Raw genomic sequence first — 15,374 nt, 5'->3', positions numbered from 1 at the left:
CCTCTGTTTAGGTAAATGGATCGTATCTCCATTTCCCATGCAGAGGTTTTTTTGCGTGAGACTATAGGGTTTATTCTAGAAGAACAATCTCTCCACTAGCCAAAAGGCGCCAAGTGCAGTAATTAACCATGAACCATATGCGATAACCGGTTTGTAGAAATTTCTTTTTTGGAGAAAAATAAGTACCGGAAGCAAAACAATAACAATACATAATTGGATAAATTCAATTCCTACATTAAAGCTCACCAGATCCACAGCCAAATGTGCTTTTGGCAAGTTCATTTCTTGAAGAATATCTGCAAAGCCAATGCCATGAATGAGTCCGAACAGGAAAGTTATGAACGCGCGGAAACGGATTTTTTTACGAAAAATATTCTCAAGCGCTACATAACAAATACTGAGTGCAATTACAGATTCAACAACTCGTGAAGGCAAGGAGATCCAGCCCAGAACTGCGAGTGTTAACGTAATGCTGTGTGCTAAAGTGAAAGCTGTGATAATTGCAGCATATTGTTTGAGCGTTTGTTTTCTTAATAGTAGAGCGAATAGGAATAACAAGTGATCATAACCAGTAAGAATATGGTTCATTCCCAGTTTGAAAAAAGAAAACCAATCGGATGAGGACCCAGAATTACCTGATGAAGACGAATTGGTGGATGATGATAATTGCTGCTCCTGTTGATCCTCTGTTAGCAGCATGGTCCACGTCCGGTCTTTTCCTTGCATTACGGTTTCGCTAGTCTGATTTCCGTTATGTGCAGTAATTAAATTGACATACGGTGAACTTGTAGCTTGTGAATATAGGCCGTTGTTGATTGCGATGGTTTGTCCAGGCTCAAAGGCAGGATAGATAAAATTCCAGGTAAGAACCTCTTTATCCCCTTTTTTATCAAGGAATAGATCTTGAAGCTCTGGAGCTTGCTGTTGATCATTCATTTCCAAGATGACGCTATCTTCGATCCATTCTTCTAAACGATGCTTATTGCTCTCAATCTCATTCTCTTCCAATATTCCATTTCCGTTCATATCTACGTTATCCATGCTTTCAATAATCGAAATGACGTCCAATGAAAATGAAAAATCGGTCTTGTCCTTATCAAAAGTAACGGTAGTATAACTGGCACTAAGTGGATGTGCGGAAGCCGTTAGTTGAGAAGAAGTCATAGAAATAAGGAAAATTACAATAAAAATTAATGATTTTAATAGGTTGGAGCGATTCTTACGAGCTAACAAAGTTGTTCCCCCTTGAAGATAAATATGTATTAAATGATGTTATTACAGTTGATCATAATCTTAAATTGTCATTGGAGTGTTAACTGAAAAGATAAAATAAGGGTTGTATGAGCGAATATTTTAAATAAAAACTAAAAATTCTAATATTTTTTTAATTAAATTTTACAAAATGAAATAAAACAATAACAACTCGTTTACAAAGCAGGTTTATGATGAAAATATAGCTGACATGTTATACGAGGAGGAATTTTGTTCATGAGTTTGAAGTTTGAGAAAGTGAAAAAACGGACAAGTTTAGCATTAGCTGTATTGCTGTTCTTGTCTATGATTCCGCAAGGATTGCTATTGCCTAAGGTTGCAGGAGCTGCTTCTGCGCATGTAGTAATCAGCCAAGTATTTGGTGGGGGAGGGAATAACGGGGCTCCATATTCCTATGATTTTATAGAGCTGTATAACCCAACTGACGATGATGTGGATCTGAATAATTATGCTGTTCAGTATGCTTCCAAGGCGGGGGCATTTACGGCTGTTACATCAGGGACCGTAAGTATGACACCACTCACGGGTAAAGTTATTAAATCACATGGATTTTTATTAATTCAGGGTGCAAAGGGAGCTAATGCTCCGGCAGACCTTCCTGTTCAAGCTGATGTGATTGGAAATATTAATTTATCAGGAACTGAAGGAAAGGTTGCACTTACAAGCATACAGGCTGCCATTTCAGGGATTTCAGATCCTAGTGTGGTTGACTTTCTAGGCTTCGGTGGTGCCAACGAGTCAGAAGGAACTAAATTATCGGCTCTAAGCAATTCGACCAGTGCACAACGGAGATCAGAGGATGGAAGTAACACTGGACCAGGTAAAGGTGCTGGATTAGATACAGATAACAACAGTACGGATTTCGTTGTGGGGCCTGTCCTTGCTCCAAGAAACTCTGCTACACCAGCTATTGTGATTACCAAAAGCTCACAACCGCTTGGGCAGAACATTCAATTCACTAATGAAGATACATTGGGTATGGTCACAGGAAATATTGCATCTGTTACAGCAGACACTTACGTATCCTTGTATCTTAATGATCCAAGTACAGGTTCAGTTGCGGTCACGAATGCTGTTTATGCAGATGCGTCAGGGGCATTTAACAATTTAACCTTTGATAATACTGGCGGCAGTACACAAGTTTACCTAACGGCTAAAGATCTAGATAAAAGTGCAAGTAGTCCTGTAGTTATTCGTTTGGCTGTGCCGAGTGCAGCTCTTAATCCGGACAAGCTTAACTATTATCTTGATTCCCAAGGTGGAGGTAGAATTGTAGGTGCTGCAGGTGCTGCTGTTCCTAATTCAACAATCTACAGCTACAATAGCTCCACAACTGGAAGCCGTAACTCCAATACAACAGATGGAAAAGACTATGTTGTTGCTGGAGCAGATGGATCGTTCACCTTTACTTTCACAGGTGGTATGGATGATGTTTATGTATCACAGTTGACCGTAACCTCTAATGGTAGAAATTTGGAGGGTCCTCGAACTGTAGTTACTAAAGAAGACACATCGGTTATTACACCGATCAGCACGATACACACGAATGATAGCAACGGTAAATCGGATAAAATTAATCAAGTGTTTACGATTCAAGGTGTAGTCATTGGTAATAATGAATTGACAGCAAGTAATACCTTCTATATGCAAGATGCTACAGGAGGAATCGCGGTCTTTGGAACCCTTCCAACGGGTGTTACAGTAACACAAGGTGATTTAGTTACAGTCACAGGTGCGATTCAATTTTATAATGGCTTAACAGAAATAACCCCTACGAAAGTTGTGAAGAATGGAAAAGCCGCGCTTCCTATTCCTACAGAATCTACTTTGTTAGATTTAATCAATTACACAAAGGCAGAACCACTGGAAGGCACATTAGTTCAATTCACAGGTAAAATCACTAACATTCCAGCGATGGCTGGGAATGGTTATAACATTACCGTTGCAGAGACTGTAACGAACAAAACGATTACGGTTCGTGTTACTACAGCTAGTGGAATTGATGTTCCGACGAAGCTGGAGAAGGATTTAACCTACACATTTACCGGGATATTCAGTCAGTATGTGTCAGGTACTACTTTTAAGAGTGGGTATCAGGTATTTCCTAGATCCATCGAAGATGTAAAAGAAGTTAAAGAGCTTGCACTTACACATCAAGCGATTACACAGGCTTATGCTAATGCGGATATTCAATTTGCCGCTAAAGCTAAAAATGCTGATTCTGTAATTATTCACTACAGAACCATTGGTGGGGTATATGCTTCATTACCTATGAGTACTACTGATGGCAGCAGCTACACAGCACATTTGAATTCTAGCTTTGTTGCTTCAGGTAATAGTTTTGAGTATTACATAGAGGCTAAGATGGGTGAAGTCACTAAGCAGTTGGGTACACCGGATGCACCCTTTAAGGTTTCTGTAGTTGAGGATACATTTGCACCTGAGTTTTTCGAAGAGACTCCAATGTCAGGTACGAGGATTGAAGATAGACAGCCAGTAATTTCCGTGAAATATGATGAACCAAGCGGTTTGGATGCATCCACTTTAGTGGTCAAGCTGGATGGAAATACTGTTCCGGCTACCATTAACGGAGATACCATTATGATTACCAATAGCAGCGAACTTGCGATTAGTGATCATACGGTTGTCGTGAATGTTAGTGATAACAAGCATAATGCGGGAACGTATAAATGGACTTTTACAATTACACCTATCTTTACAGGCGGTAACCACTATCGTGGAACCACTCATAATCACACTAATATTTCACATGATGCTGCGGGTACGCCTGAAGATGCATTGAAGGCAGCCGAAGCACATAACTATGATTTTTTCGCTTTTTCAGATCATTCGCATGATATTGATGCCGCGATGGTAGGCTCGGATACCGTAGATCATAAAGGTCAACCGGAACGTACGGGTGGAGAAGACTGGAAATTAACGAAGGATCTAGCGAAGCAATACACTAAAAATGATAGCTTTGTTGTATTCCCAGCGTTTGAAATGACTTCAACTACTTGGGGTCATTCCAACGTATTTGGAACCGACAATTTTATTGATCGTAAACAAAACTCCGGTCAATATCAAGATTTGAGTAAGTATTATGCATGGGTATTGACGTATGACGATATCGTGGCGCAGTTCAATCATCCCGATATGTCAGCGAACGCTTTTAATAATTTCGCACCTTATGACAAAAATGTTGATAAATTGTTCACCATGTTTGAGGTGGGTAATGGATCAGGTCATTATGGCTATGCGAATGCAGAAAGTAAATATTTCAAAGCACTGGATTTGGGATGGCATGTAGCCCCAACTTATGGTGAAGATAACCATGATGGTACATGGGGTCAGACCAATGCGAGAACAGTAATCGTATCCGATGATTTGTCGCAGGAATCTTTGCTACAGTCGATGCGCAATATGCGCGTGTACATGAGTGAAGATCCAAACTTTACATTAGATGTTCTTGCGAATGGCAGTTACATGGGAGCAACAGTGAAGGGCAATACCCTTAACTTCTCAATCGCAGGGAAAGATGATGTTGTTGAAGAGAAGAGCAAGCCTGAATATAGTTACCTCAGCAGTTCATATAAATCAGACGATCGTGTTGCTAAGGTAGAATTGATCACGAATGGCAACAAAATTATCCAAACAGCAAAACCAATGACTAAAGATTTCACTTGGAGTCCTTCTGTTGAAGTAACAGGCGGTCAACAATGGTTCGTTGTAAAGGTAACACAAATGGACGGAGAGCAAATTTATTCCGCTCCAATCTGGTCACAAGATGTAACTACAGACATTAAGATTAGCGGTATTAATATTGTAGGCAACAGCTTGGTTTCCGGTAGTCCGACTACCTTGGAAGCGGGATTAACTAACCTTGGATCACAGGATCTAAGTAATCTTAAGGTTCACTTTTATTATGATGTTGTTGACTCCGCTCATTTGATTAACGAAGTTGTAGTTCCTTCCGTATTATCTAAGGGTACAGCAACTGCTCAAGTGTTATGGTCCAATCCAGTTCAAGGCAATCATAAATTAATTGCAGTAGTAGATGCGCCGCCTGGCGATTCACCGGATGATAACCAGTTCGAGTTGGAAGTGGCCATTAAGGCTTCCTTGGGAATTAAAGTATTGATCGATGCCTCACATAAAAATGAGAACACATCAACCGATGGAAGTACGTATAAAGACAATCTGAAAAGTTTCACCACACAGCTTCGGCAGGAAGGATACACTGTCGTAGAGAACACTGGAGCTATCACAGATACAACATTTACGGATGTAAGTGTACTAATGTTTACACATCCTTCGGCGGCTGTGACTGATGCTGAAAGCACGGCGATAAAAGATTTTATAGCGCACGGAGGTTCATTGTTCTTAACAGAGAAGAGTAATAATGGTAGTTCAAGACCTACCATCAGTAATGATCTACTAGCAAAGATTGGATCTACGATTCAGGTCAGTAATGACGGTATTTTTGATACAAGTCCTGAAGGTAACTTCTGGTCTCAACCTGTAGGAACGAACACATATACGGTTAGATTACATCCAGGATTAGTGAAAAACTATATTACAGACCGGGCATTGACCGTTGAGTATTACAGTGGGGCCAGCTTGGAAAAAGTCGGACATCAAGCACTAGCAGATACGGATAAAGTAACCGTCCTTGTATCAGGAAATGAAACGACCTACCAAGATAAGATCGCTGCCGGCGGATATGTTTATGATATCGTCGATGACGGTGTTGGTGGCTCGGCAATTCCTGCCATTGCTTCGGAAGAAGTAGGAAAGGGACGTATTATTGTCTCCGGCATGAACTTTGTGAATGATAAGCAATTGGATGAATCTTATAATCCTAAAGGCAATAATGAACTTGGATTGAATTCTATCAATTGGCTAGCTCACAGAGAAACGAAGATCGACACTATTGCTAGTCTTAAGACACAACCAGAAGGAACAGCTGGAGTAGTTGAGGGAACAGTCGTTACGGGCTCGGACATCTTCTTCGATGCGTTCTATGTTCAGGATGCTTCCGGTGGGATTATGGCCTTTAAAGAAGTTCCTGAGAAGAGTTTGGTTGAAGGGGATATTGTACGAATTTACGGAAAAACGAAACTATTCGAGAATAACTATGAACTTGAATTTGATTCGTTCGCAATGGACGTAATTAAAACAGGACATACGGATCCGGTACAACCACTTACATTAACTACAGCACAGGCTAATTTGGATAGTAATCAAGGGCTGTTAGTAAAAGTGACGGGGAAGGTTCGTTCACAATTCGATGAGAACTCCTATGTTATTGATGATGGCTCAGGTCCAATTCTGGTCTTTGCCGATGGGTATATCGTGAAACAGAGTGGTCCTGTTCCGGTATTGGCAATCGGTGACACGTTGGTAGCCGTGGGGGTTACCGGCAAGAATACGGAAGGAACTCGTATCCGTGTACGGGATACTAAGGAATTGGCTAAAGGTACAGATGAACCAACACCTACGGCAACAGTATCGCCGGAACCAACAGCGACAGCAACGCCAACGCCGACAGCAACAGCAACAGCAACAGCAACACCGGTGGTAACACCATCTCCATCAGCAGATCCAACATCACCAGTTTCAGTGTCGACACCGACACCGAAACCGACGTCAACACCAGTGCCAGCAGATCATTCGGCATTATTGGATAACAGTAAGATATCCGTGACCACTGAAGTGGGTAAGGATGGCGTGACATACGATAAAGTATCTGTCGATGCCAATTCACTTACTAAAGCTCTTCAAGCGCATGCACAAGCAGTTCTAGGAGTTCAGGTTTCCACAAATCCGATTAAAATCGAACTGCCTTTACAGGCATTTGCACCAACGGACGGTTCTAGAAAAGGATCTAGTCTACTGATTCAGAATAACGGCTACTTCTATAATCTTCCTTCTAGTGTGATTCCTTCGGCAGAGTTGATTAGTAGTCTAGGTGTGGATATGAAAGATATTACGATTACGATTGTGATTTCAAAAGTGGATGATCAATTAGCTAGTCTTATCAATCAAGCAGTGAATCGAAAGAATGCCAGCTTGATAAGCCAGGCGTTGAAGTTTGAAATTACCGCAGAGGGTAATGGCAAGATGATAAAGATTAATAACTTTGGTACGTATTATGTATCTAGGGGCATTAATCTGAATACAGTACTTGATCCACGAGTCAGTACGGGAGTCCGTTATGATGAAGCAACTGGTGAGCTTGTATTCGTACCGACATTCTTTACGGTAAAAGGCAATGAAACCGTAGCAGAGATGAAACGAAATGGAAACAGCACCTACACAGTTATCCACTCTGATGTTACGTTTAATGATATTAAAGGTCATTGGGCGCAGAGCGATATCGAGCTTCTTGCATCTAAATTAATTGTTAAGGGTGAAACCTCTACACGTTTTGCACCTGAGCAGCAAATTACAAGAGCGGAGTTCGCAGCTTTACTAGTACGGTCACTTGGGCTGGATGCTCAAGGGACAACGGTGAAGTTCAAGGATGTGAAGGCGAGTGATTGGTTCTATGGCGCTGTTGCTGCAGCAACAGATGCGAAGATTGTAAATGGGCTTGAAGATAACAGCTTCCACCCATTAGCACCGATCAGCCGTGAAGAAATGGCAGTGATGACGCTTCGTGCACTGACCTATGCAGGCTATACTTCATCTGCAGCGAACCCAAGTAATGTTTTAGCTTCTTATAAAGATAAAGGATCTATTGGAAGCTGGGCTGAAGCATCTGTCTCCGAATTAATCGCTAACCAGGTTATGAATGGGATGACAGAGACTACCTTCGCTCCTAAAGCGTTGGCAACTCGTGCACAAGCGGTTAAGATTCTTAAACAATCTCTACAATCCATTAAATTCATAAACTAATTGGAACTAAAGAAAGAGCTGCCTGAGATTATTCAGGCAGCTCTTTCTTATACCATTACCGCTTAGAAAGCTGGTAATAATTATAACTTTCATTTTCAATCGTAATTTCATTAATTAACTCGAAGTCACATTTCTGTATAACTTTATTTGAGGGTGTATTGTGTACCAGAGCAATAGCGTTTAATACATCGGTAGAAGTGTGCTCAAACAAATACTTAATTAACCCCTTGGCAGCTTGTGTGGTATACCCTTTGCCGCGATGATCCTTGGATATGGCATACATGATTTCTCTGTTCGGAGCGGGTAATTCATCCTTCATTCCTGTACAGCACCAACCGATAAACTCATTCGTCTCTTTTAAAATAATGCCTAAACGAAGACGAAGCTCCCCGATATTTCCATCCGCTGAGACCGCTTGTAGAAATTGTTGGTTTTCTTTCATTTCATAGTTTATTAACCAATCTAGCCGTTGTTCTTTAGGGACATTCCAGTCAGGCAGAAATTCTATGATTTCAGGCTGCGTGGTAAGTGCGTGAAACTCGTCTAAATCCTCCACTCTAAACTCTCGTAACAGGATATCTTTACATTCAATTGTAAATAAATCGCGTTTTGTTGTTTCATAACCTACATGGTTATTCATATTTCATCTCTCCTTCGTGCATTCAAATTCATTTTATCATGAATAAAAAGTACGATTTGGTAATCTTTGATTATAAAAAAAGTTTTCTTTTATTTCACAAAAATATTAATTAGTTAATATATTAATTGATTATAAAGTGTGTTATTATGTTTCGTATAAAGGTTAAATGATTCACGGATGGGGCGGTTTTGTCGTAGTAATCAGTAGATTGGTTAGGATTTTATGATTTCTAATACAAAAGATGACAGGTGATCTTCTATGAACAATGACAACAGTAACAAATCTATTAATGGTAACTTGATAGCGCATTATAAGTTTGATAACCCCGATCATGTGGGTCAAGATTACTCGGGGAATGGGAAAGATGGAACCGCTTCAGGGACTAAGCTGCCATCCATACAGACTGTAGCGGGTAGAATTGCTGTTTCACTAGCGGGTGGAGAACATGGCACATCCTATATTTCTTTGCCAGATGATCTTCTTAAAGAGGTCAGCGACCAAACTGGCCTTACTGTCTCGACATGGATGCATGTAAGTGCTGGCGGGAGCTTATGGGAAAGACTGTTCGATTTCGGCAAAGGCGAGACAGGACCCTATATTTTTTTAACGCGTAATTTCCGGGGGACTTGTTTTGCGGGGGAAGATTTAGTCGCAGATCCTGGTAAATCCTTTGCTGCTGGTGAATGGGTGCACGTTGCCTTTGCGGTCACAGGAACAAAAGGTGGAACACTAAGCAGTGCAGGACCTGTGATGTATATCAATGGTGAGATCGTTGCAGATGGAATGATAAGTCAGACTTCTAGCGGTACATATGCTAAGCTACGCACGTGGTTTGCTACATTTGAGGATCAAGTGAATTATAGTAACAATACGATCGGCAAGTCCCAGTACGCTGCAGATGTAGATTTTGGCGGCTCTCTTTCGGACTTCCGTGTATATAAAGCGGGATTAACGCAGGACGAAGTGATTGCGATTATGTGCGAGTCTTTGACAGATGAAGAGATCGTTAAGCTCGCAAAAGATAAATATTTAAACTTCACTAGTTCAATCATCACCAAAGATATCGAATTACCAGCTTCGCTCATGGGTGGAAAAGTTGACGTGTCCTGGGTATCCAGTGACTCAGCAATTATTTCTAATGCGGGAGTTGTGAATAAAACCGTCCATTCTGCTAAAGGTGTAACGCTTACAGCAGTTTTGAAAAAAGGTGACAGTACAGTAGAGAAGAGCTTCACCGTATCTGTGCTCCCAGAAGGTTTGCCACCCTACACCTTAACGATCGATGGAAACCATGAGATTTTGGATGTTAGCGAAGTTTTATATGGCCTTTTCTATGAGGATATTAATAATGCGGCAGATGGTGGAATTTATGCAGAGCTAGTGCAGAATCGTTCCTTTGAGTCGTTTGCTTTTGACAGCTATTCGCATGTATGTGGTGTGCACGGGACTTCAACAGGAAGAAATTATACACCTCTTCATGCATGGTCCGGTGACACGGACAAAATGACGGTTCATCATACAGGCGGATTAAATGATTTCTTCGGAATCGAAGATAAAGATATGAATGCGCATTATGTGACAGTGGCAGATGGCGCGACGATCAATAATAGAGGCTTTGCGGATTCCAATCAGCACTGCTCAATGTTTATTAAGAAGGATGCTAAGTATAACTTCACGATTTGGGCGAAGGCAGAGGCAGCGGGAACAATCACCCTGCAATTGCTCGACAAAGATGGTAAAGCCATTAGTGATGCAACGGTAGTTGAGGTGAACGGTGACGGTAACTGGAAGAAGTATGGTGTAGAGTCTAAGCTTGTATTAACAGGATCTGAAACTGTACTTGGTCAGCTTGCTTTAACCTTTAACGGTGAGATTTCCATTGATATGGTTTCCTTAATGCCGGAAGATGTTTGGGGCGCTGGGGAAGAAGAACGCTCTGCAACAGCTCATGCTAACTATAAAGGAAATTCCAACTATAGATTGCGAAAAGACTTAGTGAATGCACTTGTTGATCTTCATCCTACATTCTTACGTTTCCCGGGGGGCTGTATTTCTGAAGGCTCTCACATTTGGGAGAATGTGTACGATTGGAAAGAGTCTGTCAACGATATTGAGCTTCGCAAAGAGAACTATAATGTATGGGGCTACATGATGACCATGGGTCTTGGATATATGGAGTATTTTCAATTAGCCGAAGATTTGAATGCAACACCACTTCCGGTTATGGCCTGCGGCGTACTCTGTCAAGCTCGTTCGGATTATGCGAATCCAGCTGGCGGTGCGTTAAGAGATTATTATGTGAAGAACTTTACGGATCTGATTGATTTCGCGATTAGCATGGATTTTGACAATAACGAGTGGGCCGCTTTGCGTAAAAAGATGGGCCATGAAGCAGCGTTTGACCTGCGTTACTTGGGTGTGGGGAATGAAAACTGGGGCACAGAGTTTTTTGCCAACTTCGAGTATTTTAAAACAACGATTGATGAATATATGGTGAAAAACTACCCTGATCATGAACTGACCATTCTTTCTACGGTTGGAGCACAAGCAGATGATGATGCCTATCAACAAGGCTGGAAATTCCTAAGTGGAAATCTACAGGGCTCGGAACAGATCAGCTTCACGGATGGAACATCGAGTATTGAAGAGACGGTTACCTGGTATGAGAAACAAAAGAACTACATGGATACGATTGCGGACGAGCATTACTACCGTTCCAACGAGTATTTGTTAGAGAATGCGGATCGCTACAATTACTATTACAGAGCTTATAAAGAAGATGGCAGCTTGGACGAGGCTGAAACTTCGAAGGTTTTTGTGGGTGAATATGCTTCGACAGATAAAAATACTTTGGCAGGAGCGATTGCTGAAGCAGCGATTATGTCCAGCTTCGAGAATAACTCTGATGTGATTAGACTAGCTGCAACGGCACCTTTGTTCAATAAGGTATTAACAGATGGCACCTACAGATGGACACCAGATTGTATTTGGTTTGATGATGAAACTGTATGGTACACGCCGAACTACTATGTTCAACAGCTGTACGCTAAATATCTCGGCACCAAAGTGGTTGGCACATCGTTCTCGACATATCGCAACGGGGAAAAGGTAGACCTCATTCCTCACGGAGGAATTGAAGTGGCTGCCGGGAAATCATCTGTAGTTGTGAAGCGGGTGAAGGTTACTTCGAATACGGATGGCAGCGTTATGTTAGAGCAAGATTTTACACAGCCGCTGCATGAAGCTTGGAAAGTCATTCCTGGTTCTGCCGGATATACGATTGATCCTTCCAAAGGTCTAGTCTTGAAGGCACAGAACAGCGGGCTGAATGGATTGTATATTCTCAATGACGCGTGGACTAATTATAAAGTAGAGGTCGTTCTTGAAAAAGCTTCCGGCGAAGATGGCTTCTATGTAGGTGCAGGTCTGACAGACATTTCACCGGAAAATAAAGATGTTATCGAATATGCGATTGGCTATAATGGCGATGCCACAGGAGTCAAGGTGTACAAGCAAGGGATTGAGGCTTATACACTCGGCGATTATTCCTCTAGTACAGCAGCGGGTAACCTTAGAGCTAGTTGCTATGAAGAGCTAGCGGATCATACGGAATATACCATCACTGTTAATTATGGTGGAGCAGATGGCAAGCATTTGATTTGCTCTTACACAGATGGCAAGGCAACAAGCAAAGTGCTTGATTATAAGCTCGAAGCGTATAACAGAGAATTATACAATTCCGTTACTAAAGATGATAAGCATCTCTATGTGAAGCTTGTGAATGCGGATCGTGTAGATAAAGCAACGAAGCTTGATCTGAAAGGCTTAAACGTAGCTACTACCGGTAAATGGATTACTTTAACGGGCGATGCTTCGCTAGTTCACACACCTAATGTGAACAGAAAAAATGATGAGAAGGTTACTCCAGTTGAAACGGAAATCAGGTTTGATAAAGACACTGCAATTGTAAATCTAGCTGCCCATTCTGTGAACGTGATTGTTCTGGATCTTATTTAATAGAAAAGATAGCATTCAGCGCGCGCCGATATCACCTCGACGCGTGTTGTTGTTTAAGAAGGCTTGTAATCGGTTGATGTTTATATAGGGAGAACTGTCCACTTCTTGATGAATCTCTGAATCTAACATACACTGGTGAAAGCACAATCACCCGAATGACTCTCCATCCTGCGATCCTCCCAGAATATTTTTTCAAAATATAAGAAAGTATAAGTTTCACGCTATACATCATCCTTATATTTCTCGCTTAAACGCTTACCGTCCTTGTAAGGACGCCGAAGGCGTTTATGCTTGCCACACTAAGGCTTTCATTTCACGAGAATATAGTTCATATCTTGCCCCAATAGGAGGATGATACAATGATGAAATTATTCAAAACGGACTGGAAGGCGAATCTAAAAAATCCACAAACGATTATGGCTTTGTTTACTTATCGTTTTGGAAATTGGGTGTATTATCGGGTGAAAAGTGGCCTGATCCGCAAACCTTTGTGGCTCCTATATCGAATAATGGATGTGCTTTTTGTTCGAATTGTTGCCAGTGGAGAGCTTCATGCAGAGGCTCAAATTGGTGATGCACTTCATTTACCGCATGGGTTAAATGGAATTATCATTAGTCCTAAAGCGGTGATTGGCAACAACGCTACTATTTTTCACCAAGTGACCATTGGGGGGAGAAATAACTTAGGGGAACCCGTGATTGGTGATAGAGCATTTATCGGAGTAGGTTCTAAGATACTAGGCCCGGTTACGCTGGGGAACGATGTTAATATCGGAGCTATGTCTGTTGTGGTTAAAGATGTGCCGGATAATGCTTCGGCAGTAGGGATTCCTGCCAGAAATATTTTAAGAGATGAACCCAAACCTGAGAATACAAGATAACGGCGGGATGTTCTATTACATAGGGTATCGCTTTATTTTAAAAAGTTACAGGGTATAATTAAAGCATCCAAGAAATCTTGTAATAACCTTCTAGAGATCGGAGTAATGAAATGAAATATAGCAATTTAGAAGAGTGTGTTAATGATTTAGAGAAACATGGACATTTGGTTCGTATTCGTGAAGAAGTGGACCCTTATCTGGAGATGGCCGCGATTCACTTGAAGGTTTATGAAGCTGGTGGCCCTGCATTATTATTTGAAAATGTAAAAGGCTCGAAATTTCGTGCCTTATCTAACCTTTTTGGAACGCTAGAGCGCAGTAAGTTTATTTTTCGGCGTACTTGGAACTCCACACATAACGTAATTGCACTTCGTAACGATCCTATGAAGGCACTTAAGAATCCTTTTAAATATGTAGGGACAGGACTATCTGCGAGAAAAGCATTGCCTATCAAAAAGCCGGGGGGTCTACCAAGTGGTTTTGAGGAAATCAGTATTTCTGATCTTCCGCTGATCACACATTGGCCAGAGGATGGTGGCGCTTTTGTCACATTGCCGCAAGTGTATTCCGAAGATCCAGACAAGCCTGGCATTATGAACTCCAATCTGGGGATGTACCGTGTTCAATTGAATGGTAATGATTATGAACTCAATAAAGAGGTTGGTATTCACTATCAAATTCACCGCGGTATCGGCGTGCATCAAGAAAGAGCCAATCGAAAAGGAGAACCGCTTAAAGTGAGCTGTTTTATCGGCGGACCTCCAGCGCATACGTTATCGGCTGTAATGCCTTTGCCTGAGGGTATGAGTGAGATGATCGTTGCCGGTTTACTTTCGGGACGTCATTTCAGCTATAGCTATGTAGATGGATATTGCATTAGTAATGATGCGGATTTTGTGATCACAGGGGAGATTCATCCTGGTGAGACGAAGCCGGAAGGACCTTTTGGCGATCATTTAGGCTATTACAGCTTGGTGCATCCTTTTCCAGTTATGAAAGTACATAAAGTGTACGCTAAAAAGAATGCAATCTTTCCATTTACGGTTGTCGGCAGACCCCCACAAGAGGATACCGCTTTTGGTGAGTTAATTCACGAGTTGACGGGCGGAGCTATCCGACAAGAAATCCCGGGTGTCAAAGAAGTTCATGCAGTAGATGCTGCAGGTGTTCATCCCCTTTTGTTTGCGATTGGCAGTGAACGTTATACACCTTATCAACAAGTGAAGCAGCCAGCGGAGATTCTTACGATCGCGAATCGGATATTAGGCACAGGTCAGCTTAGTTTAGCTAAATTCTTGTTTATTACAGCCGAAGAGAAACAACCTATCAGCACACATGATGTTGAGGATTTCTTGACGTATATTTTAGAGCGAATTAATCTTCGCAGAGATATTCATTTCTATACGAATACAACGATTGATACCCTTGATTATTCTGGTACAGGACTAAACAGCGGAAGTAAGGTGATTTTCGCTGCGGTTGGGGAGAAGAAAAGAGAGCTATGTACAGAGGTTCCTGACATGCTTGAAGAACTACAGGGATTTGGACATGCAAAGATGGTGATGCCGGGTCTCGTGGCGCTTCAAGGCTCTAAATTCACTACTTACGCTGAAGCAGCGCAGGAAATGAACAAGCTTAGCGAAGCGATTCAAGAACAGGGAGCA

Annotated in this window: 6 protein-coding genes; 4 read left to right on the top strand and 2 right to left on the bottom strand. The window is 41.6% G+C overall.

What is annotated here, in order from left to right:
* Positions 1-75: 75 nt before the first annotated feature.
* Positions 76-1,233: a HupE/UreJ family protein gene (locus ACQKMP_RS05110; protein ID WP_427468937.1), complete on the bottom strand. Its 1,158-nt coding sequence runs from the start codon at positions 1,231-1,233 to the stop codon at positions 76-78.
* 255 nt (positions 1,234-1,488) lie between these two features.
* On the opposite strand from ACQKMP_RS05110, the gene ACQKMP_RS05105 reads away from it, so the two are divergent.
* Positions 1,489-8,172, top strand: a complete 6,684-nt coding sequence (locus ACQKMP_RS05105) for an S-layer homology domain-containing protein (RefSeq protein ID WP_427468936.1) — start codon at positions 1,489-1,491, stop codon at positions 8,170-8,172.
* A gap of 55 nt (positions 8,173-8,227) precedes the next feature.
* On the opposite strand, the gene ACQKMP_RS05100 is transcribed toward ACQKMP_RS05105, so the two are convergent.
* Positions 8,228-8,812 (bottom strand): GNAT family N-acetyltransferase, encoded by a 585-nt coding sequence (locus tag ACQKMP_RS05100; protein ID WP_340968542.1) that lies wholly within the window; start codon positions 8,810-8,812, stop codon positions 8,228-8,230.
* A 258-nt stretch (positions 8,813-9,070) separates the two neighbouring features.
* On the opposite strand from ACQKMP_RS05100, the gene ACQKMP_RS05095 reads away from it, so the two are divergent.
* From ACQKMP_RS05095 to ACQKMP_RS05085, 3 genes are all read left to right on the top strand, one after another.
* Positions 9,071-12,829, top strand: coding sequence for an alpha-L-arabinofuranosidase C-terminal domain-containing protein (locus ACQKMP_RS05095; protein WP_427468935.1), 3,759 nt, complete (start codon positions 9,071-9,073; stop codon positions 12,827-12,829).
* 359 nt (positions 12,830-13,188) lie between these two features.
* Positions 13,189-13,710: a serine O-acetyltransferase gene (locus ACQKMP_RS05090; RefSeq protein WP_042186629.1), complete on the top strand. Its 522-nt coding sequence runs from the start codon at positions 13,189-13,191 to the stop codon at positions 13,708-13,710.
* Positions 13,711-13,820: 110 nt separating this feature from the next.
* Positions 13,821-15,374, top strand: a 1,554-nt coding sequence (locus tag ACQKMP_RS05085; protein ID WP_427468934.1) for a UbiD family decarboxylase, incomplete at its 3' end; no start/stop codon positions are given.

The sequence above is a fragment of the Paenibacillus sp. NPDC101420 genome, from assembly GCF_050277435.1.
In the GTDB taxonomy this organism is placed as follows: domain Bacteria; phylum Bacillota; class Bacilli; order Paenibacillales; family Paenibacillaceae; genus Paenibacillus_AQ.
Note: the sequence above shows the minus strand (reverse complement) of the source record. Positions and strands in the feature narration are given on the sequence as shown.

Coding starts and splice junctions, on each gene's coding strand:
- ACQKMP_RS05100 (WP_340968542.1), bottom strand. CDS start 8,812: ATGAATAACCATGTAGGTTATGAAACAACAAAACGCGATTTATTTACA.
- ACQKMP_RS05105 (WP_427468936.1), top strand. CDS start 1,489: ATGAGTTTGAAGTTTGAGAAAGTGAAAAAACGGACAAGTTTAGCATTA.
- ACQKMP_RS05090 (WP_042186629.1), top strand. CDS start 13,189: ATGATGAAATTATTCAAAACGGACTGGAAGGCGAATCTAAAAAATCCA.
- ACQKMP_RS05095 (WP_427468935.1), top strand. CDS start 9,071: ATGAACAATGACAACAGTAACAAATCTATTAATGGTAACTTGATAGCG.